Here is a 20,471-nt window from a genome sequence, read left to right on the forward strand (position 1 = left end):
ACGCATTTTTGTGTTATCTCCGTTTGCCACGTCGACCTGTTTGTGATGTAGAGGTACGGCGTTGACGAGTGTTGGAACCCTTATGGCCTCGAGCCTTATGGGCTTTTGCTTTTGTAGATTGATAGGAACTTGTGATTTTAGGTTTTGATGTTGCTTTTTTGCGTTTTGGCGCAGTGCTGGCATTACCTTTAGTTTTGATTTGCCCATCTTTTGTGTATTTTGTTAAGGTTGCTTGAATCGCACGTTCTATGCGTCGTAACCAAGATTCATCGGCTGGCGTAGCAAATGTAACGGCTATACCAGAATTACCTGCACGACCTGTACGACCGATACGATGGATGTAGTAATCTACATCATGAGGTACATCATAGTTGTATATATGAGTGATGCCCTCAATATCGATGCCGCGCGCTGCAATATCGGTAGCCACCAAAACTTGTGTTTTTGCCTTGGCAAAGTCTCGAAGTATTTGTGTGCGTCGGCCCTGTGTTAGGTCGCCGTGCATTTCAGCAATGTTGAGACCTGCAGCTGTCAACTCATAGGATAGTCGAATGGCGCCTTCTCGTTTGTTACAGAACACGATTGCCAAATATGGATTATCTTCTTGGATCATCTTGATGAGGCGAGGTGTTTTATCCTCTGGATTCATCATGTATACGCGTTGGTCAATTGAGTCTAGTGTAATGTGTTTACCCTCCGCTGTTACAGATACCGGTTTTGTCATATATGCTTTTGCTAGGTTACGTATCTTGTCCGGAATTGTAGCAGAGAAGAGTAACAATTGTCGATTCGCATCTGTTTGACCGATTAGGTTTTCTATGTCTGGTAAAAATCCCATGTGAAGCATTTGATCTGCTTCATCTAATACTACGCGACGGATTGAATCGAGATGGAGAGAGCCGCGCTTAGCGTGGTCCAATAAACGACCTGGTGTACCTAGGATGACGTGAGGACGTCTACCAAGTTGTTGTAATTGGGATTCAATCGTTTTACCACCGATGAGCGGAAGAATATCGACATCCAACACAGCGCCTAGCATCTTTGCTTCGTCGGAAATTTGTTTAATGAGTTCCCGTGTTGGTGCGATAATCAGTACTTGTTCTTGATGTACATCAGTGTGAATGCGTTGCAATATAGGCAATAAGAAGGCTAGTGTTTTGCCTGTTCCTGTTTGTGCCTTTGCAATAATATCATTGCCTTTGAAGACGATAGGAATCGATTGTTCTTGAATCGGCGTTGGTTCCTTGATGCCTTGTTTTTGTAAGGTGCTAATAAGTTCGTCGCAAACGCCTAAGGATTTAAAAGATTTCATGTGTCGTCCTTTCTTTAATACATATTATATTAATTATACCTAATCTATTAGAGTGGAGCAAATTTATATCATTATGGAATATTCTGGGGAGATAATGAGTGTTGAATAACATCCAATTAAATGAATAAAATTCAGAAAATGAGAATTTGGTGGGAGAAATTGAGATTAGAAGTTTTAATAATGACAGGAAATTCTTAAAGTGCAAGTGTGAAAATGAGAATGAATATATAATTAATTGATAACAAGATAACCTTAATTATCATTTTCAGTAATGAGAAATCTTATTGTGTATATAATATTAAAATGGATAGACCCTTATTTTATAAGTGTGTTTGGTATGTTTTCAAAATAGGTATAATCATATTTAATAATAAGTATAAATATCTTGAATAACAAAATGATAATTATTGTTGAAATTATGAATTCTCATGATATAATAATTTAAGATATTAATACGCATTATTATTTGGTGTGTTTAATATGAGGTTGTTAGGTACAATAATTAGGAGGTGTCGTATGGCTATCAAAAAGTTAAAAGACATGAAACCAGGTGAGTCTGGTCTTATTGTTACACTACATGGCAGTGGCAACGTTAAGCATCGTCTAATTGACATGGGTCTTGTACATGGTACAAAAATCCATGTTATGAAGTTTGCCCCTTTGGGGGATCCGGTGGAAATCAAAGTAAAAAACTTTGAATTAGCACTTCGTAATAGCGAAGCTGGCATGATTGATGTAGAGGTTCAATAGGAGGTTCACATGGCAGAAAAAGGGCAAATTCGCATTGCCTTAGCAGGTAACCCTAACTGTGGTAAAACTACAATGTTTAACAATATCACAGGGGCGAAGCAACACGTTGGTAACTATGCCGGCGTTACAGTAGAAAAAAAGGAAGGCTATAAGAAATTTGATGGCCATGAGTTATTGTTTATTGACTTACCAGGTACATATAGCTTAACTGCACGTTCCTTGGATGAGTTAGTAGCGCGTAATGTTATCGTAAATGATAACCCAGATGTAATTGTTAATGTTCTTGATGCATCTAATTTGGAACGTAACTTATATTTAGCTGCACAATTATTGGAACTTGAAAAGCCAATGGTTATTGCTCTAAACATGTCTGATGTTGCTGAAGATATGGGCATCAAATACGACCTAAAAAAAATGGCAGAAATGACAGGGGCTACAATTGTTAGCACAGTAGGTCGTACAAACATTGGTACAAAAGAGTTGTTAGAAGCAACAGTTAGTGTAGCTGCTTCTCAAAAAGCTCCTGGTGTAACAATTAACTATGGTGATTTCTTAGAAGGCAAAATTAGTGAACTTGTAGAAGAACTAAAACAAGCTGGTACTGTTACATATCCACTTCGTTGGGTTGCTGTTAAGTTGTTAGAAAAAGATGCGGACGTTATTGGCAAAGTTATGCGCTTTGAAAATACAGAAGCTGTTATTGAAAAAGCGAAAGCGATTCGTGAAGAAATTAAAGATCAAGTCGATCTTGATGTAGTATTCCAAGAATATCGTCACCGCTTCGCAGTAGAAGTATATAATACATGTTTAACACAGGCTCCTACACAATTAGAAACGCGTTCTGACCGTTATGATAAAATTTTAACTCACCGTATTCTTGGTTTGCCAATTTTTATGGTTGTAATGTGGTTACTATTTAACTTTGTAAATACTGTAGGTGCTATTCCTCAAGGTTGGATTGAAGATGGCTTTACTGCATTACAAGCATGGGTTGTAACAGTTATTCCAGAAGGTCAGTTACAATCACTTATTTCTGATGGTATCATCGCCGGTGTAGGTGCTGTATTATCCTTCGTACCATTAATTCTATTATTATTCCTTGGTATCTCTTTCTTGGAAGATACAGGGTATATGGCACGTGCTGCCTTCGTTATTGACCGTGTAATGCACGCTTGTGGTTTACATGGTAAATCGTTTATTCCTTTATTATTAGGTTTTGGTTGTTCCGTACCATCCGTAATGGGTGCACGTATCCTTGATAACTACAAAGATCGTATGGTAACAATCTTAATTACTCCATTCATGAGTTGTTCTGCACGCTTACCTGTTTATACTTTGTTTGCAGCAGCATTTTTCCCTCCTGAATGGGCTGGTACTGTAGTATTTGCTGTGTATGCATTAGGTATTGTATTTGGTATCGTATTTGCTAAAATTTTCCGCAAATATTTATTTGCTGGCGAAGCAGAACCATTCGTAATGGAATTGCCTCCATATCATTTACCAACTTTAAAAGCTACATTAACTCATATGTTTGAACGTGGTATTATGTACCTTAAAAAAGCAGGTACTTTCATCCTTGCTGCTTCCATCCTCGTATGGTTCATCACAACATATCCAATGGATGTAGAATACTCCAAAGATTATGATGCATTGCATGATCAAGTAGCTCAAACATATGAAATGAAAGATGCAGAAACTTTGGCTCATTTTGGTATCGCTACAGATGAACAAAAAGACCAAGTTAATGAAATCGTAGATAATATGAAATCTACTGTAGCAGATGCTACTACACAAGCAGAGGATGCTGGAGAAGCTGCTCCTGAAATCGAAGTAGAAGATGATTCTGAAGCACCTGAATTGTTCAATGACATTAAAGAACAAAATGAACAATTATTCCCAGTAGCATGGGCTATGTATAAAAATAGCGCTAATTTAGATGATGAAAATCAAAAAATTGACGAAGAAAAAAATTCTGAAAAATTGGAACAATCCTATGCTGCTATGTTCGGTAAAGCAATCAACCCAGTTCTTAAACCATTAGGCTTTGACTGGAAAATCGGTGTATCTCTTGTGGCTGGTTTAGCGGCTAAAGAAGTTGTTGTATCTACATTGGGTACTATCTATGCAGTAGGTGGCGATACAGATCATCCTCAAGCATTGACTGATTACTTACAAAATGATCCACACTTTACACCATTGATTGCATTAACATTAATGCTATTCATCTTGATTTACCCGCCATGTATCGCAGCGCTAGCAGTTATTAAACGCGAAACTGGTTCTTGGAAATGGATGTTATTCATGTTCTGTTATGAAAATGCTTTCGCATGGATTGCATGCTTTATTTTCTACAATATTGGTTTGGCACTAGGCTTCTAATTAAAGCGTAGTTAATCACTATGGTTTACATTCCTTAGATACCTAGAACTAAATTGTATTGACATAATGTAATTTAATTATAGAAAAAATTTAAAATAGCTCTTGCCAATTATCATTATTTGTGGTTAAATGATAATGAGAAAAGGGAAATATCCAAATATATTGCTTTTAACTCATTTATCATATATCAATTTATGAAAATTTGGTGGATATTGAGAAAGAAGGAATTATAATGGATAACCTAATTATAGGACTCATAGTGATATTAGCATTGGCTTATCTTGGTACAAAAATTTATAAACAAGTGTCTGGTAAGGGTGGCTGCGGCTGTGGTAGCGGTGGCTCCAAAAAATCTTCTAGTTGCGGTGGTAACTGCAGCTGTGATGGTTCGAACAAGGCGCTTGGTATTAAACGTACCGCTAAGTAAGCTAATACGAATTCTGAATTTGAAAGAGGGGTCTCTATAATGGCTCCTCTTTTCAAATATAGTAAGTAAATTTTTATATATTTAGTAGAAAGGGATATTATCATGTTCAACTTCAATCAAAACAATCTTAAAAACGCTAACTTATTCGCAGCAGGTCTTGCATTGGGTACTGTAGGTCTTAAAGTGTTGACTTCTAAAGACGCTAAAAAAGTATATGCTGGTATCGTAGCAGCTGGCCTTCGCGCTAAAGAAACTGTATTGGAAACTGCTGAAAAAGTACAAGCTTCCGCATCTGATGTATTGGCAGAAGCTCAAGAAATCAACGAAGCACGCAACGAAGAAATCTTTGAAGAAAATAAATAATAGAAGGATTTAACTATGTTACAATTTTCTGTTGTACGAAAACTCAGAAATCGCTTGCATATTAAGGTAACAGGTCATCGCTTTACAGAAGCTGAAGCTGCTTATGTAGAGGATACATTATTACTTAATGATGCAATTTTAGACGTAACCTTCTATACACGTAGCAGTCAGATCGTCATTAAACATACTGGCGATTCTGAATCTGTACGTGATGCGGTGTTAGGTCTACGCGATTTAGATTTGTCCGAAGCTCCTGCTTTGAATGAATACTCTCCGCGCTTGGTAAATAAAAAATATCGTGAAATGATGATTAATCGCACTGCTATTTACTTAGGTAAAAAAGCAGTGTTACCTGCACCGATTGCGGCAGCATGGGCATGGTTTGACGGTATTAAATTTATCGGCAAAGCGATTAAAACATTGTGGCAACGTAAGTTAACCGTAGAGGTTCTCGACGGTGTTGCTATTGGTGCAGCTTTACTTCAAAAAGATTATCCTACAGCTGGTGCTGTTATGTACCTATTAGGTATTGGCGATATCTTAGAAGAATGGACTCACCGTAAATCTGTATTGAATCTTGCTCAAAGCATGTCTTTGAATGTTGATAAAGTATGGGTTTTAGTTGATGACATTGAAGTGAGCAAGCCTGTTAACGAAGTTGTGGAAGGCGATAAAATCATTATCCGTCAAGGTGAAGTAATTCCATTGGATGGCACTGTAATCGATGGTGTTGTTCTTGTAAATGAAAGTTCCATGACTGGTGAACCAGAAGCGGTTCGTCGCGATCAAGACAGTTCTGTATATGCAGGTACTGTTGTTGAAGACGGTAAAGCTATTGTAGAAGTACGTAGCACATCTAAATCTTCTCGTTACGAAAAAATCGTTAACCTCATTGAAGAGTCTGAACAAATGAAATCCGGTATGGAACAACAAGCATACCGCATGGCTGATAAATTAGTTCCAATAAGCTTTATTGGTGCTGGTTTGACATATTTGTTGACTCGTAATGTGATGAAAGCATTGTCTTTCGTAATGGTTGACTTCTCTTGTGCTCTTAAATTATCCATTCCATTAGCAGTACTTTCCGCTATGCAAGAAGCATCTAAACGCGGTATCACTGTTAAAGGTGGTAAATTCTTAGAACAAATTGCACAAGCAGATATGATTGTATTCGATAAAACAGGTACTCTTACAAAAGCAGAACCTGAGTTTGAACAAATCATTCCATTTAATGGTCATGATGCAGATGAAATGTTAAAATTGGCTGCATGTATTGAGGAACATTTCCCTCATTCCATGGCAAAAGCAATTGTACGCGCTGCTAAGGATCATTCCTTGCCTCACAAGGAAATGCACTCCGACGTAGAATACGTTGTAGCTCATGGTATTGCATCTAAAGTTGGCCGCTACCGTGTACGCATTGGTAGTGCTCACTACATCTTTGATGATGAAAAAACAAAGATTCCTGCAGATGAACAAGAAAAGTTCAATAATTTACCAAATTCATCTTCTCATATTTACCTCGCTATTGGAGGTACACTAGCAGCGGTTATTTGTATTAAAGACCCTGTACGCGATGAATCTAAACAAGTTATTGCTGATTTACATGCTTTAGGCATTAAAAAGATTGTCATGATGACTGGTGACTCCAAACGCAATGCGCAACGCGTAGCTGATGAACTCGGTATCGATGAAGTGCATGCAGAGGTATTGCCAGAGGATAAAGCAGCTTATGTAAAACAAGCAAAAGCTGAAGGTTATACTGTCATGATGGTAGGGGATGGTATCAATGATTCCCCAGCTATTTCTGAAGCACATGTAGGCATCGCAATGAATGAAGGTGCTCCTATTGCACAAAAAATTGCGAATGTTACGATTTCTTCTGATAATCTACAAGCTCTTGTAGATTTACGCCGCATTTCTATGGCCTTGATGAAACGCATCAAGTCCAATTACAATGGCATTGTTGGTTTCAATGGTGCTCTTGTAGGTGGTGGCGTACTTGGTTTCATGCCTCCAAGTCAAACTGCTTGGTTACATAACCTATTCACATTGGGTATTGGTATTGAAAGCATGACTCCATTGTTGAAAGAAGAAAAACCTGAAGACAAACATACAATTGATATTACTGCAGAATCTACTGTTGCATAATACCTGATTGTTCCGTGTTTCGCACATGGATTTTATTAAAAGGCCTCTTATAGAAAATTTCTATAAGAGGTCTTTTTTTGTGGCATTTTACTGGTGTGTAGTGTACAATATCAAGTGATTAATTATCTTAGGAGAACGTATATGAACACTATATTAGATATTTGTAAACGATCACTATATATGAATATATTTATCGTGGCCATTCCTGTTATTTCTTATATGATTCATAATGGATCTAGTGCTACAGTGGCATTGGTATGGTATTTATTGCTATCCTTGTGTATTCCTTGGGCCTATTTATCGTTTAAAGCTAGTACATTTGGCGCTGAAAATAAACGGATTAACCGCATTATATATGTGCTGGGTTGGGCCGTTATTCAGTTTGCTACCTATAAGCTAATGTTTCTTGGGTTGGATTTAAATTGGCTTTGGGGTTTGCCATCCGTTGGGCGTGATATTATCTTCCTTGTCGGTATGTATGGTCAGGTTACTATTGTTCTTATCATAGCTTATTTAATTTCTCAATTGTTGGGAGGTTCACATGAATAAGCAATTTATTGTATTTACTTTAGTTAGTGCCTTTTTTGTAAGTGTAGTGACTGCTGTATTACATCAAACCGGTTTGGGATCTCCATATCTCACATTCCCCGTTTTATCTTTATTGGTACCTGTTCTCTTACAACGGATGCGACAAGGACAATTTAGTGAATTGCCACTTCATATGGGGTACCATGTATACAGTTGGGCCATTTTTACGGTTATTAATCTATTCACTACGCCGTTCAATGTAACATTGGAAAATCAAGCGCTTATAGTACTAGTCTTTTTATGTGTATATTTTTTTACACAGATTTTGCTTGAGTTGGTAGCTTTATTGATGACATTTTTCTTCAAACGTCGCCATAGATGGGGAGCGGTTGATGAAGCTTTAGATATGGCCGTGTATATTTTACCAATTCCATTTATCTATTTAGGTTCTATTTTTTACATCAATTTAACGGATCCTATCATGGTAGCTTATTTTGGCCCTACCATTAGTTTGAATGCTTTAGTGGGGGAATTCCTATTCATCATCATTTCGATGTTAGTCTTTGCATTCTATATGTACCCTCGAAATGGTGAATATAAAGGGACGAGATTATTGCGTATTGTCGTCACAGCTGCTATGCTATTAGCTATGAATGGCCATATATTATATGGTGGGTATATTCCGGAATTTGTGAAAGCAATAGCACCTACGGTATTTCCAATCTATCAAGGCAATCCACTTGTATTCTTTACACCAGGATTACTGGAATTTGTGTTTATTATCGTATCTGTATTAATTGGTAAATTAGTAGAGATAGGTGTAATAAAAGCTCTTACTAAGAGCAAAGGTTAATTTTATTTCTAGTTTCGACTCATATCCTAAGAGAATGAGAGCGGAGGAGGATTTTTATGAATGAAAATGTGAAGGATGGTAACCAACAGGTATCAATCCAAGAACGACAAGCGACACAATCGGAGCGTAAACAGAGTAAGGAAACCGTTACAAAATCGGGCTTAACATTGCGCGAATTAACCATTGTGGGTCTATTAGCGGCCATTACCATTATTCTAGGTCTTTCTGGCTATGGTATTATGGCGTTAGGACCATTGAATGTCACTACATTACATGTCCCAGCATTAATTGGTGCCTTAGTTGAAGGGCCTAAGGTTGGTGCGTTCGTAGGATTGATTTTTGGTGTCTATAGCTTCTGGCAAAATTTTACGGCACCAAATATTTTGTCACCACTGTTTATTAATCCGTTAGTATCAGTATTACCTCGGATTATATTCCCTGTATTGGCTGTTTTGGTATACAAAGCATTATGGAAGGTACCACAAGGTCCGCGCTTGATAGTTTCTGCATTTATGGGCACTATATTCCATACATGTATGGTAATGGGGCTAATCTATGTGATATACGCGGATATGTTCGCACAGGCAATGCATCTTTCATCTGATCAAGTTATGGGAACTATTTTAGTATTGTCTGTTACTCATGGTATTCCAGAGGCCATCTTTGCAGGCGTTATCGTAACACCGATTGCATTGGCGTTGCGAAAAGCATTGCGTAAGGATGTACAAAAATAATTTATATTTTACATAGTTTGAATATCTATGATAAAATAACAGTAATACAATAAGTATTGAGGAGGATAATCATGGCTAAACGTATTCGTACAATCAACACTGAATCTTTACAAAAAACTGCTAAAACTGGCGGTTGTGGTGAATGCCAAACTTCTTGCCAATCCGCTTGCAAAACAAGCTGTACAGTAGGCAACCAAGTTTGCAAACAAAAATAATAAAAAGAGAGCCGATGGCTCTCTTTTTTTATGTATGTAATATATACATACTATTTATGGTATATATTTATGAAGACTTTCAGCACGATAGACAAAAAATGTGGTACAATTATCTAGAAAGTTCTATATAGTTTAGTGCTTTCACATACACATAATTTGGAGGTACCATGTTAGAATTAAAACCAATGATCCATAAGTTTCGGATGAAAGATAACTACTATTGTTTAGATGTAAATAGCGGTATCATTCACGTTATTGATGAACTCATTGATAAAGTATTAGATATATATGACGGCACCAATCGTGATGCAGTCCATGCAGCGTTAGATAGCTCTCAGGATCCTGTAGAATTAAATGAAATCATGGATGAATTAGATGAGCTCATCGCTGCAGAACAACTCTTTGCTCCTATGAGCACCGAATTCAAGCTCGTAGTTGGGGAAAAACCAATCGTTAAAGCATTGTGTCTTAATATTGCCCATGACTGTAATTTAGCATGTAAATATTGCTTTGCAAGTCAAGGCGATTACGGCGGTGTAAAACGCGAATTGATGAGCTTTGATGTAGCTAAACGTGCTGTTGATTTTCTCATTAAAATGAGTGGCACTCGTCAACATTGCGAAATCGATTTCTTCGGTGGTGAGCCCCTTCTTAATTGGGACGTGGTGAAACAAACTGTAGAATATATTGAGCAAGAGGCGCCAAAATATAATAAAATCTTTAAATTGACGTTGACTACTAATGGTATGTTATTGTCTCAAGAGAAAATCGATTATGTAAACGAACATAAAATGAGCTTGGTCTTGTCTCTAGATGGCCGAGAAGATGTGCATAATGCTATGCGCCCAGTCGCTGGCAGTGGAGCTAACTCTTATGAGTATATTGCTAAAAATCTTGTAAATGCTGTAAAGCAACGTCATGGTTTAGAATATTATGTACGCGGTACATATACGCATAAGAATCTTGATTTTACTAAAGATGTATTGGCTATGTCTGATTTAGGCTTTGAACACTTATCTATGGAGCCTGTAGTTGGTGAAGAAGGCGATTATGTACTTCGCGAAGAAGATTGGCCAATGCTTGAGAAAGAATATGAAAAATTAGCAGATATATATTTGCAACGTCAAAAGGACGGGTGGGGTGAGAAATTTAATTTCTTCCACTTCCGTATGGACTTGTACCGTGGACCTTGTATGGCAAAACGTTTGCGTGGCTGTGGGGCTGGTCATGAATATATGGCTGTCGTGCCAAATGGAGATATTTATCCATGTCACCAATTTGTAGGCAAAGATGGTTATATACTTGGTAATGTATATGAAGGTTTAAAAAATACTGAAATTCCAAAGGATTTCCGTAACACACATGTGTTTACAAAACCTACCTGTGCAGAATGTTGGGCTAAATTCTTCTGCTCTGGTGGCTGTCATGCCAATAACATTACATTGGGTGGAGATTTACAAACGCCTTATGAGTTTGGCTGTCGTCTACAAAAGAAACGAATTGAATGTGCTATCATGATTCAAGCTGAACTCGAACAAGCCGGCATCGATGGTAGTATTCCTATAGCATTAGGATAGACATTTTAAATAAGATATATTTTGTAATAGGAGCCGCTATGGACACTAGATTGGATAAAAAACAAACTATTGAACGTTGGGGGATTCGATTTACAGGTATTGTACAAGGGGTCGGATTTCGACCCCTTGTTTCTATGTGGGCCCATCAATTAGGGATTAGTGGATTTGTATATAATGATAGTTCCGGTGTATATGTAGAGGCCCAATCCGACATAGATACATTGCAATTATTTGTTGATACGATTCAGGAAGAACAACCGCGATTATGCCGTATCACACATGTGAGCATTACAAAGATCGATCCTTCTGTAAATGATGATGATAAGGAATTTGTTATCGCTCAGTCTCCTGTGGATGGTACTGTCAACACGTTTATTAGTGCCGATACATCACCTTGTGATGATTGTTTGGCTGAAATGAAGGAATCTGGTAGGAGGTATGATTATCCTTTTATCAACTGTACCAATTGTGGACCTCGATATTCCATTATTAAATCCATGCCCTATGATCGAGAACGAACTACCATGTCTGATTTCACCATGTGTGAAGCTTGCCATGAGGAATACGTTGATGTGAATGGTCGTAGGTATCATGCGGAACCAAATGCTTGTGAACAATGCGGACCGAGCTACCAACTATTAGATAAGAATGGTAATCTCTGTATCGTTGATGAGTGTTTTGAAACTGCTATAGAAATGATATCAAATGGTGCGATTATTGCATTAAAGGGAATTGGTGGATATCACTTGGTTTGTGATGCTACTAATGATAAAGCAGTACAAACATTACGGGAGCGAAAGCATCGCAAGGATAAGCCGTTTGCTATTATGGCAGGTTCCATTGATATCGTAGAAGACTTTGCCGTCGTTAGCGATGGAGACTTAGATGCATTAAGCGCTATGGCAAGGCCTATTGTTTTATTAGAGAAAAATGATAATTTTCATGCGTCTATAAGTGAGTTAGTAGCCCCTAATAATCATTTAATTGGTGTTATGTTACCGTATGCACCTATCCATCATGTGTTAGTACCGCATGATGCGAAATGGGTTATGACAAGTGGTAATGCGAGCGGTGATTCCGTTATATATGATGATGAAAAAGCTTTTTTAGAATTGCAGACTATAGCAGATTATTTTTTGACACATAATCGTCAAATTTATGCACCTGTAGATGATTCGATTGTATCAGTGGTGGAAGATACACCTATTTTAATTCGTCGAAGTCGCGGGTATATTCCTGAACCGATTCATTGTGAGTCGATTACAGATCTACCGATACTCGCCATGGGTAGTGATTTAAAGAATACATTTGCGATTAATAAAAAGCAGGAAGTATTGCTAGGACCTCATATAGGTGATTTAGCAAGTGAATCAACTCATAACACTTTTGAGTGGACCATCGAACGATATGAACAGCTGTTTGATGTGAAGCCGAAAGCAATTGTCATGGATAAGCATCCATCATTTTTCTCTTCTAATTATGGTCGACAATTAAGTAAAACGCTAAATCTTCCGGCTATAGAGGTCCAACATCATCATAGTCACATCGCAGCTGTTATGGCTGAATACGATTTAAAATATCCTGTTCTTGGAATTTGTTTTGATGGCACTGGGTATGGTGACGATGATACGATTTGGGGCGGCGAATTTATGCTATGTTATGGCGCAGAGTATATGCGTGTTGCCCATATACATGTAGCGCCTTTGCCTGGTGGTGAAAAAGCGGTAAAAGAACCATGGCGTCAAGCTTTATGGTACTTACGGAATTATTATGGAGAAGAGTTACCTAATATATACAAAACATGGTTAACCACATTGCCTAAAGGCTGGCAAATTCTAGATAAGGCATTGCAATCAGACATGTCGATGATGATGACATCTAGTGCAGGTAGATTATTTGATGTAATTGGTTGTTTGTTGGGCTTAGGAAATGAACATTCTTTTGATGCACAGATCGCCATAGCATTAGAATCTGCATGTGCAAATGAAGAAGGTCGATTGTTAGATTTTAACTATGATGGGCAAGTATTAGATCTCGTGCCTGCAGTTCAACAGATTATGGATGGCTATTCTCAAGGTGAAAGTGTATCCTCGTTAGCGGCGAGCTTCCATAAAACACTGGCCATTGCTATTTGTGAAGTTGGAGCTGATTTGTGTGAACGCTATGGCATCGATGATGTATGTATCGGTGGTGGCGTTTTTCAAAATCGCAGATTATTAGCCTCCTTACAACATAAATGGCACCATGGCACATTATATATTAATAAAAAAGTACCATGTAATGATGGTGGTTTATCGTTGGGACAATTGTGGATTGCTCATCAAAAAAATATATAAACGTATCATTGGTTACATAAGAGTTCTTAGTTTTGTGATACAATTAAATTAATCAAAATATTTGGATTAATAGTTATAAATAGATGTATAAGTATATTTACAAAAGGAGGGCGTATGTGTTTAGCAGTACCAGCACAGTTAATTTCTATTAATGAAGCCATTGGCACAGTAGAATTAACAGGTGCAACGCGCGATTGTAGTTTGCTTCTCGTGCCAGATGCAAAGGTGGGAGACTGGTTATTAGTACATGCCGGTTTTGCAGTTCAAATTGTAGATGAAGAAGAAGCGAAGGCAACCTTAGATGCCTTCCGGGAGTTGGAAGAACTTGAAGAAGCTTACTTTGCAGGAAAAACAGAAAACAGCTGATGCTTTATTACGCCGTATTAGCGAACTACATACACCTGGCGAACGGGTGCGACTTATGGAAGTTTGTGGTACACATACAGTCTCTATTTTTAGAGAAGGGTTACGACAATTATTGCCATCGGGAATAGAATTAGTCAGTGGTCCTGGATGTCCTGTGTGTGTAACGGACCAAGTGTATATGGATAAAGCTCTAGAGTATGCTAAACGTGATGATGTTATTATTGCAACCTTTGGGGATATGCTAAAGGTACCAGGTAGTTATAGTAGTCTTAGTGAAGCTCAAACACAGGGTGCTCATATTCATGTTATCTATACGCCGTTAGAAGTGTTGGAACTAAGTAAAAAACATCCTGATAAATATATAGTATTTTTAGCTATAGGGTTTGAAACGACGATTGCTGTCATCGGTGCCACTGTGAAAGCTGTAGCACAGGCTGGTGTAAAAAATGTATTATTCTTGGTGTCTCATAAATTGGTTCCACCCGCATTACGCGCCTTATTAGACCGACAAGTAGGACAAATTGATGGCTTTATCTTGCCTGGGCATGTCAGTGTTATCATTGGCGAAAAACCATATCAATTTTTACCGGATGAGTATAAAATACCATCCTGTATCGCTGGGTTTGATGGAGTAGAAATATTATCTGCTATCGTCAATATTTTAGAACAACGGAAAAGTGGTCATTTTGAAGTAGGTAATACCTATCACTCTGTTGTTATGAAGGAAGGCAATCCTGTGGCTGTGCGTATGATGAATGAAATATACGATGTTTGTGATGATGCATGGCGTGGTATTGGTATAATTCCAAATTCTGGGTTACAGCTTAATGATGATTACGCATTTCTAGATGCAGAAAAGGTGTTACCTATACAGTTAGAAAAACCATCTCTTGATCCTAAAGGCTGTCAATGTGGGAGCGTATTACAAGGTTTAATCAAACCTAATGAATGTCCGCTTTTTGGAAAAGCTTGTACACCGGATCATGCAGTAGGTGCTTGTATGGTATCTGTAGAAGGTAGTTGTGCTGCATGGTATAAGTATGGCTTTTCTAGTGGCGGATTAGCTTGGGAGGATTAATGGAACGAGTTCGTTTAGTTCATGGCAATGGTGGCCGTTTTAGCCACGAATTGACAGAACGATTTATATTAAAATATTTTACTAATGATTTGTTAGCTCCCTTACATGATGGGGCACAATTTCCAGTATCATCTGGGCGAATGGCTTTCACAACAGATTCGTATGTTGTACAGCCCACTTTTTTCCCGGGTGGTAATATAGGTAAATTAGCTGTATGCGGTACAGTTAACGACCTAGCTATGAATGGCGCTGTTCCGCAATATCTTAGCTGTGGTTTGATTTTAGAAGAAGGTCTTCCTTTCGACGAATTAGAAACAATTTTAAGCACCATGTCTGATATGGCAAAGCTTGCGAATGTACAAATTGTGACGGGTGATACGAAGGTCGTAAAAAAAGGTGAAGTTGATAAAATTTATATCAATACAGCCGGCATTGGTATGATTCCAGATGGCATAAATATAGGTCCGAATTTCGTAAAACCTAATATGGATATTATTCTGTCCGGATCTATTGGTGATCACTCTATAGCTGTCATGGGACAACGATTTGGGCTAGAATTATCAGACTCTGTTAAGACTGATTGTGCTCCATTGAACCATATGGTTCATGCTGTTTTACATGCAGTAGGGCCTCAGGTTGCACTATTGCGTGATCCTACGCGCGGTGGTGTGGGTACTGTTCTTAAAGAGATTGCCGAACAAAGTCAAGTGGGGATAAAGGTTGAGGAATCTAAGTTTATCATTCATGATGAAGTTCGTTCCGTTTGTGATATTTTAGGTTACGATCCTTTATACTTAGCAAATGAAGGTAAATGTATTTTCGTTGTAGAGCCGTCTGTAACAAATGATGTGCTAGATATTTTACATAGTTATCCAGAAGGCTGTGAAGCGACTCATATCGGTGTAACCATGGATAAAAATATTGGTAAAGTAGGCCTACAAACATCGATTGGCGGTGTTCGTCTAGTAGATTTATTGGGTGAAGATCAAGTGCCTCGAATCTGTTAAGTCTTCTGGTTATAATTGTATGATTTGCGGTTAAAACATAGCTAAAAATTAAATTGCATAAAATTCATAATAAACTCATTGTATTTTTATATAATTTTACTATCTTTAAGTGTAAGTATTTATACTTTCACTAGAAACTATGTATAGAATTTGTTAAAATATAAGTATCTATTAGGAGGCTTATCATGAAAAAGAAAATTATGACCGCTGTTCTAGGAATTTGTTTAACTACAACTGCATTTGGTGGCATTTTAACCACTCAAGCTGGCGGCTTAAGTAGTATCCTTGGTGGTGCTGCTAAAATTGGTGGCGTTGGCATTCTAGTTAGTAAATTTGGTCCACAAATTGATTCTTTCTTAAATAAATTACTAAAACAAAATAATTTGAGTACTGAATATACTACAAAGGTTGTACCTATCATTAGTATTGGTACAAAAGGATATATTGGTGCTGCTCAAGTAACAGGACCTGCATCTAGTATCGAACAAGTTAAGGCTGTTGCTCAAGTTGAAGGTAGCTTTAATGGCATGGTTCGTGTTAAAGGTTTAGTACCAGTAGATAGTACAAATCCAGTGGGCGCTTCCCGTGTTCAAGGTGTAGGTGTATCTGCACTTATTGATTTAAAAATTTAATGGCCACTGAGATACTTCCTTAGAAGTACTCAGAAAATAAGCACGGTCTTAGGCCCGTGCTTATTGTGCTGTTTAACGTATATGTCCCATAGAGGATAAGTTGTGGAGGATTATATGAAGAAGCAAGTACTTACACTTTTGATGGCATCTTTGTTGACAGGTACCGCATTTGCTGCTCCTGGTACAGTAACGGAAAAAACACAAGTATTAGAAAGCACTGTATATGGTGCACCTCAAGATGGTGCCGTTGTGGATCGTATTAATCAATTGGATGAAACTGTATACGGCAACGGATTTTCTGGCAATACTGCTACATTGAGTAAACGTGTAGATTCTTTATATGATTCCGTTGAAGGTAGTGGTACTAATATTTCATTGCGTGAAGAAATGGATGCACTTGAATATACATACCAAAACAGCATTAATGATGGTTCTTTGGTAGAACGTGTTGAAAAGATGGAACGTAGTGTGAATGGTAGAATTTCAACAGGTTCATTACAAAAACGTATTATTAGTTTGAAAACCAAGGTATATGGTAGTAATGTAACTCTTACAAATCAAGTAGGAACACTATCTTCTGATCACGTGTTCAAGGTAACACTAAATGATGCGGTATCCACAAAAACAAGTCATGAAGGAGATACAATTAAATTCACTGTTGCTGAAAATGTAATGGATGGCAATGTATTGTTGGTGCCAGCTGGTACTGTAGGTTCTGCAACGATTACATCCTTGAAAAAAGCGCGCTCTTTTGGACGTAATGGTGCATTAGATATAACTTTTGAATCTGTTCCTGCTATTGATGGTACAGAATTTACTGCTGTACAAGGTAATGAGGCTAAGGAAAAAACAAAGGGCGAAATTAAAGCAGCTGGTGCCTCTGTGGCTGGTGCAGTTCTACTTGGCCCTGTTGGCTTAGTAGGTGGTGCTTTCATTAAGGGTAAAAATATTGATTACCCAGTAGGCTCCACTGTATTTATTCAACCTCAAGACTCTGTATCTATTCAAGGTCTTGTTATTGGTGGTGATGGGTTAGCTCATAGTGATGATGAATTAGCTGAAGCCGTGACAGTACCGACTGCGAATGATGATTCCGTAGATAGCACTGTGGATGAAGCAGATGATTCAACTGTGAACACTGACGAAGAAGATACAAATACTGCTGATTCAGATGAAGTAGAAGATACAAATGATACAGCAGAAAATGTTTCACAACCAATCGTCGTAGTAAAACGTAATCAATAGAGGAGTTTAGTAACCATGAGGAAACAAAGAGTACAATGGCTCGTGGCAGCATGCTTGCTTTGTTTAGCCCAGCCAGCGTGGGCTGCTTCATACTCAATTACATATCAAGATAGTTTAGATAGTATATCTGAATCCTATCCAGGTGAACTGCAACAACCTTCGACACCTGAACGCAGCAATATTCGTGTTGTTCGTCGTGGTGCTTCACCGATTACTGCACCGACAGAAAAGTTACCAACTCGTGTAGATGCAGATAAGATGACATATTCCGGTAGTACTGGCGATGTAAATGCTTTTGGTAATGTAGTGGTTACTCAAGGTAATCGCACATTATTAGCTAATCGCATTACTGGTAATACTAAGACTACAGAGTATAGGACTGCAGATGGACCATATCGCTATTTGGAAGATGGTGGTAAAACAAAAGACCTTACTGGTGATGTTATGACCTATCGTACTAGCGATCAACATTTTGATGCAGGTCATACACAAGGCTGGTCTGATCCATATTATGTGAAGGGTCAAAACTTATCTTATGATGGACAAACTGGTTCCATAGAGAAGGGTATGATTACGTCTAAGCATGCGATGGCATTTAAGCATACACCTGATTACCGTATTGAAGGTGAAGACATTAAAATCTATCCTGGCGATAAGGTAGTAATTCAACATCCAAGTTTTTACATCAAGAATTTTAAACTTTTTAGCTTGAAATCTTATACAAAATCTATACGTGGAGATAAACAAGGTAAAGTAAGTGCATTTTCTATTATGCCTCGTCCTATTTATAATAGTGATGATGGCATTGGATTGCGTGGTAATGCAGAAATTCCATTGGGTAAATCTGGTGAAGCGTATTTTGATTACAAATGGTATTCAAAAGCCGGATTTAAGCCTCAAATTGGATATCGCTATTTCTTACCTTGGGGAACTGCATCCATCGGGTATAGTAAAGTATCCAATGAATATAATGATGAAACTGTATGGGTAGAAAAAATCGGCGAATTACGTCTTGATACACATACATACCATATTGGTAAATCTCCATTTACTGCACGTGGTGAAACAAGCATTGGTTATTGGAAGGAAGGATCTGTAAAGGGGGTCCATAAGGACTATAAGGTAGAAGTATCTCATGATCCTATCAACCTTTGGAAAGATGGTACTTTGCGATTCTTCGGCGGTTATCAACGCGATTATTATGGCTATGATAAGTCGATACGTAGCATGCCGTACTGGGGCGCTCAATTCCGTACAGCTGTAGGACCTAGAGTTAATGCGTGGGTATCGTATAATCAACGCAATATTAGCTATAACAACTCGCCATATCGCTTTGATAGTACAGAGCTTCCTAAGGAGCTCATCTATGGTGGTTCCTTTAAATTGACACGTCTCGATGATATTTCGGTGAGTGTTAAACAAAATATGATGAGTGGCGATGTGGATTCTATCTATTACACATACCATCGTGATTTGCACTCCTTTGATATGTATTTAACATATAAAGATTCTCATAAAAATAACAATAACCAATGGAAAATCAAATTCGTTGGTAAAGATTTCTAAGGAGCATACACATGAAGTCTATTCGTAAGGCTGTCATTCCAGCAGCTGGTTTCGGTACACGTTTTTTGCCAGCTACGAAAGCACAACCAAAGGAAATGTTGCCTATTGTTGATACACCGGCGATTCAATATATTGTAAAAGAAGCACTCGATTCTGGTATCGAAGAAATTCTTATCATAACAGGTCGTAGCAAACGCGCCATAGAAGACCATTTTGATAGCAGTGTCGAGCTAGAAGAGCTATTACAAAAGCAAGGTAAAAATAAACAATTAGCCATGGTAAAAGATTTGGCGGATATTAAAATTCATTTTATTCGTCAAAAATCACCGCGTGGTTTAGGTGATGCCGTATTATGTGCTAAAGCGTTTATTGGTGATGAGCCATTTGCTGTATTATTAGGTGATGACATTGTTTATAATCCAGAAAAACCATGCTTACAACAGTTGATGGATTGTTATGAACAACATCCAGGTATCATATTAGGTGCTCAATTTGTACCGAATGAAAAGGTAAGCTCCTATGGTATTGTGTCAGGCGAACCATTAGCTGATAACTTGTATCGCGTTCATGGCTTAGTAGAAAAACCAAGTGTTGATAAGGCACCGTCCAATTTAGCTGTTCTTGGTCGATATATTTTAACGCCTGATATTTTTGATATCTTAGAGAATACAAAACCAGGTGTTGGTAATGAAGTACAACTAACAGATGCATTAGCTGCATCCAAAACAGATACTTACGCTTTAGCCTATGAAGGTGTTCGCTATGATACGGGTGATAAATTAGGCTATTTGAAAGCTACCGTGGAATATGCGCTTCGGAATGAAGAATTAGGGGCAGCATTTAAGGAATATTTAAAAGGATTGAAGTTATAAAATAGCTTATATATTCTTTGTATTTAAATATAAAATTGAGGCCACCATTGATTATCAATGGTGGCTTTTGTTGTTAACTC

General features: G+C 37.9%; 19 protein-coding genes. 18 read left to right on the forward strand and 1 reads right to left on the reverse strand.

Annotated elements, in window-relative coordinates:
• Nucleotides 1-13: 13 nt before the first annotated feature.
• Nucleotides 14-1,312 carry a DEAD/DEAH box helicase gene (locus HMPREF1477_RS00155; protein ID WP_016475405.1) on the reverse strand — a complete coding sequence of 433 codons (1,299 nt, stop codon included), beginning with the start codon at nt 1,310-1,312 and terminating at the stop codon, nt 14-16.
• A gap of 516 nt (nt 1,313-1,828) precedes the next feature.
• On the opposite strand from HMPREF1477_RS00155, the gene HMPREF1477_RS00160 reads away from it, so the two are divergent.
• The 18 genes from HMPREF1477_RS00160 to galU all read left to right on the forward strand — a co-directional run bounded on the left by HMPREF1477_RS00160 (nt 1,829) and on the right by galU (nt 20,391).
• Complete coding sequence (locus tag HMPREF1477_RS00160; protein WP_005376797.1) at nt 1,829-2,062, forward strand: FeoA family protein; 234 nt, start codon at nt 1,829-1,831, stop codon at nt 2,060-2,062.
• A 9-nt stretch (nt 2,063-2,071) separates the two neighbouring features.
• Entirely contained in the window at nt 2,072-4,441 is a 2,370-nt protein-coding gene (feoB, locus tag HMPREF1477_RS00165; RefSeq protein WP_016475406.1) for a ferrous iron transport protein B, read from the forward strand.
• Between the two features lie 232 nt (nt 4,442-4,673).
• Entirely contained in the window at nt 4,674-4,868 is a 195-nt protein-coding gene (locus HMPREF1477_RS00170; RefSeq protein WP_005380969.1) for a FeoB-associated Cys-rich membrane protein, read from the forward strand.
• A 102-nt stretch (nt 4,869-4,970) separates the two neighbouring features.
• A complete protein-coding gene (locus tag HMPREF1477_RS00175) occupies nt 4,971-5,231 on the forward strand; it encodes a DUF6110 family protein (RefSeq protein ID WP_005376730.1) in 261 nt (86 codons plus the stop codon).
• Between the two features lie 15 nt (nt 5,232-5,246).
• A complete protein-coding gene (locus HMPREF1477_RS00180; RefSeq protein WP_016475407.1) occupies nt 5,247-7,382 on the forward strand; it encodes a heavy metal translocating P-type ATPase in 2,136 nt (711 codons plus the stop codon).
• 141 nt (nt 7,383-7,523) lie between these two features.
• Nucleotides 7,524-7,931 carry a hypothetical protein gene (locus HMPREF1477_RS00185; protein ID WP_005376838.1) on the forward strand — a complete coding sequence of 136 codons (408 nt, stop codon included), beginning with the start codon at nt 7,524-7,526 and terminating at the stop codon, nt 7,929-7,931.
• Nucleotides 7,924-8,763 carry a hypothetical protein gene (locus HMPREF1477_RS00190; protein WP_016475408.1) on the forward strand — a complete coding sequence of 280 codons (840 nt, stop codon included), beginning with the start codon at nt 7,924-7,926 and terminating at the stop codon, nt 8,761-8,763. Before HMPREF1477_RS00185 ends, HMPREF1477_RS00190 begins: the two co-directional genes overlap by 8 nt.
• A 56-nt stretch (nt 8,764-8,819) precedes the next feature.
• Complete coding sequence (locus HMPREF1477_RS00195) at nt 8,820-9,497, forward strand: ECF transporter S component (RefSeq protein WP_016475409.1); 678 nt, start codon at nt 8,820-8,822, stop codon at nt 9,495-9,497.
• Between the two features lie 71 nt (nt 9,498-9,568).
• Nucleotides 9,569-9,712, forward strand: coding sequence for a six-cysteine ranthipeptide SCIFF (gene scfA, locus HMPREF1477_RS09500; protein WP_004693318.1), 144 nt, complete (start codon nt 9,569-9,571; stop codon nt 9,710-9,712).
• A gap of 167 nt (nt 9,713-9,879) precedes the next feature.
• Nucleotides 9,880-11,289 carry a thioether cross-link-forming SCIFF peptide maturase gene (gene scfB, locus HMPREF1477_RS00200; RefSeq protein WP_016475410.1) on the forward strand — a complete coding sequence of 470 codons (1,410 nt, stop codon included), beginning with the start codon at nt 9,880-9,882 and terminating at the stop codon, nt 11,287-11,289.
• A 38-nt stretch (nt 11,290-11,327) separates the two neighbouring features.
• Nucleotides 11,328-13,625, forward strand: a complete 2,298-nt coding sequence (hypF, locus tag HMPREF1477_RS00205; RefSeq protein WP_016475411.1) for a carbamoyltransferase HypF — start codon at nt 11,328-11,330, stop codon at nt 13,623-13,625.
• A 114-nt stretch (nt 13,626-13,739) separates the two neighbouring features.
• The gene (locus HMPREF1477_RS00210; protein WP_005376745.1) at nt 13,740-13,991 is read left to right on the forward strand and encodes a HypC/HybG/HupF family hydrogenase formation chaperone; all 252 of its coding nucleotides are present in this window, start codon (nt 13,740-13,742) and stop codon (nt 13,989-13,991) included.
• Nucleotides 13,951-15,069, forward strand: coding sequence for a hydrogenase formation protein HypD (gene hypD, locus HMPREF1477_RS00215; protein ID WP_016475412.1), 1,119 nt, complete (start codon nt 13,951-13,953; stop codon nt 15,067-15,069). The genes HMPREF1477_RS00210 and hypD overlap by 41 nt, the downstream gene beginning before the upstream one ends.
• Nucleotides 15,069-16,076, forward strand: coding sequence for a hydrogenase expression/formation protein HypE (gene hypE / locus HMPREF1477_RS00220; RefSeq protein ID WP_016475413.1), 1,008 nt, complete (start codon nt 15,069-15,071; stop codon nt 16,074-16,076). Before hypD ends, hypE begins: the two co-directional genes overlap by 1 nt.
• Before the next feature lie 185 nt (nt 16,077-16,261).
• Entirely contained in the window at nt 16,262-16,708 is a 447-nt protein-coding gene (locus tag HMPREF1477_RS00225) for a hypothetical protein (RefSeq protein WP_005376809.1), read from the forward strand.
• 114 nt (nt 16,709-16,822) lie between these two features.
• On the forward strand, nt 16,823-17,953 hold the full coding sequence (locus HMPREF1477_RS00230) for a hypothetical protein (RefSeq protein ID WP_016475414.1): 1,131 nt from the start codon (nt 16,823-16,825) through the stop codon (nt 17,951-17,953).
• 15 nt (nt 17,954-17,968) lie between these two features.
• Entirely contained in the window at nt 17,969-19,519 is a 1,551-nt protein-coding gene (locus HMPREF1477_RS00235) for an LptA/OstA family protein (RefSeq protein ID WP_016475415.1), read from the forward strand.
• An 11-nt stretch (nt 19,520-19,530) separates the two neighbouring features.
• A complete protein-coding gene (galU, locus tag HMPREF1477_RS00240) occupies nt 19,531-20,391 on the forward strand; it encodes a UTP--glucose-1-phosphate uridylyltransferase GalU (protein ID WP_005380854.1) in 861 nt (286 codons plus the stop codon).
• The last annotated feature ends 80 nt before the right edge of the window (nt 20,392-20,471 follow it).

Source organism: Veillonella sp. HPA0037, assembly GCF_000411535.1.
GTDB classification, from domain to species: Bacteria; Bacillota; Negativicutes; order Veillonellales; family Veillonellaceae; genus Veillonella; species Veillonella atypica.

Excerpts from the sequence above, each read along its gene's own strand:
- HMPREF1477_RS00155 (WP_016475405.1), bottom strand. The coding sequence starts at position 1,312 with ATGAAATCTTTTAAATCCTTAGGCGTTTGCGACGAACTTATTAGCACC.
- HMPREF1477_RS00160 (WP_005376797.1), top strand. The coding sequence starts at position 1,829 with ATGGCTATCAAAAAGTTAAAAGACATGAAACCAGGTGAGTCTGGTCTT.
- feoB (WP_016475406.1), top strand. The coding sequence starts at position 2,072 with ATGGCAGAAAAAGGGCAAATTCGCATTGCCTTAGCAGGTAACCCTAAC.
- HMPREF1477_RS00170 (WP_005380969.1), top strand. The coding sequence starts at position 4,674 with ATGGATAACCTAATTATAGGACTCATAGTGATATTAGCATTGGCTTAT.
- HMPREF1477_RS00175 (WP_005376730.1), top strand. The coding sequence starts at position 4,971 with ATGTTCAACTTCAATCAAAACAATCTTAAAAACGCTAACTTATTCGCA.
- HMPREF1477_RS00180 (WP_016475407.1), top strand. The coding sequence starts at position 5,247 with ATGTTACAATTTTCTGTTGTACGAAAACTCAGAAATCGCTTGCATATT.
- HMPREF1477_RS00185 (WP_005376838.1), top strand. The coding sequence starts at position 7,524 with ATGAACACTATATTAGATATTTGTAAACGATCACTATATATGAATATA.
- HMPREF1477_RS00190 (WP_016475408.1), top strand. The coding sequence starts at position 7,924 with ATGAATAAGCAATTTATTGTATTTACTTTAGTTAGTGCCTTTTTTGTA.
- HMPREF1477_RS00195 (WP_016475409.1), top strand. The coding sequence starts at position 8,820 with ATGAATGAAAATGTGAAGGATGGTAACCAACAGGTATCAATCCAAGAA.
- scfA (WP_004693318.1), top strand. The coding sequence starts at position 9,569 with ATGGCTAAACGTATTCGTACAATCAACACTGAATCTTTACAAAAAACT.
- scfB (WP_016475410.1), top strand. The coding sequence starts at position 9,880 with ATGTTAGAATTAAAACCAATGATCCATAAGTTTCGGATGAAAGATAAC.
- hypF (WP_016475411.1), top strand. The coding sequence starts at position 11,328 with ATGGACACTAGATTGGATAAAAAACAAACTATTGAACGTTGGGGGATT.
- HMPREF1477_RS00210 (WP_005376745.1), top strand. The coding sequence starts at position 13,740 with ATGTGTTTAGCAGTACCAGCACAGTTAATTTCTATTAATGAAGCCATT.
- hypE (WP_016475413.1), top strand. The coding sequence starts at position 15,069 with ATGGAACGAGTTCGTTTAGTTCATGGCAATGGTGGCCGTTTTAGCCAC.
- HMPREF1477_RS00225 (WP_005376809.1), top strand. The coding sequence starts at position 16,262 with ATGAAAAAGAAAATTATGACCGCTGTTCTAGGAATTTGTTTAACTACA.
- HMPREF1477_RS00230 (WP_016475414.1), top strand. The coding sequence starts at position 16,823 with ATGAAGAAGCAAGTACTTACACTTTTGATGGCATCTTTGTTGACAGGT.
- HMPREF1477_RS00235 (WP_016475415.1), top strand. The coding sequence starts at position 17,969 with ATGAGGAAACAAAGAGTACAATGGCTCGTGGCAGCATGCTTGCTTTGT.
- galU (WP_005380854.1), top strand. The coding sequence starts at position 19,531 with ATGAAGTCTATTCGTAAGGCTGTCATTCCAGCAGCTGGTTTCGGTACA.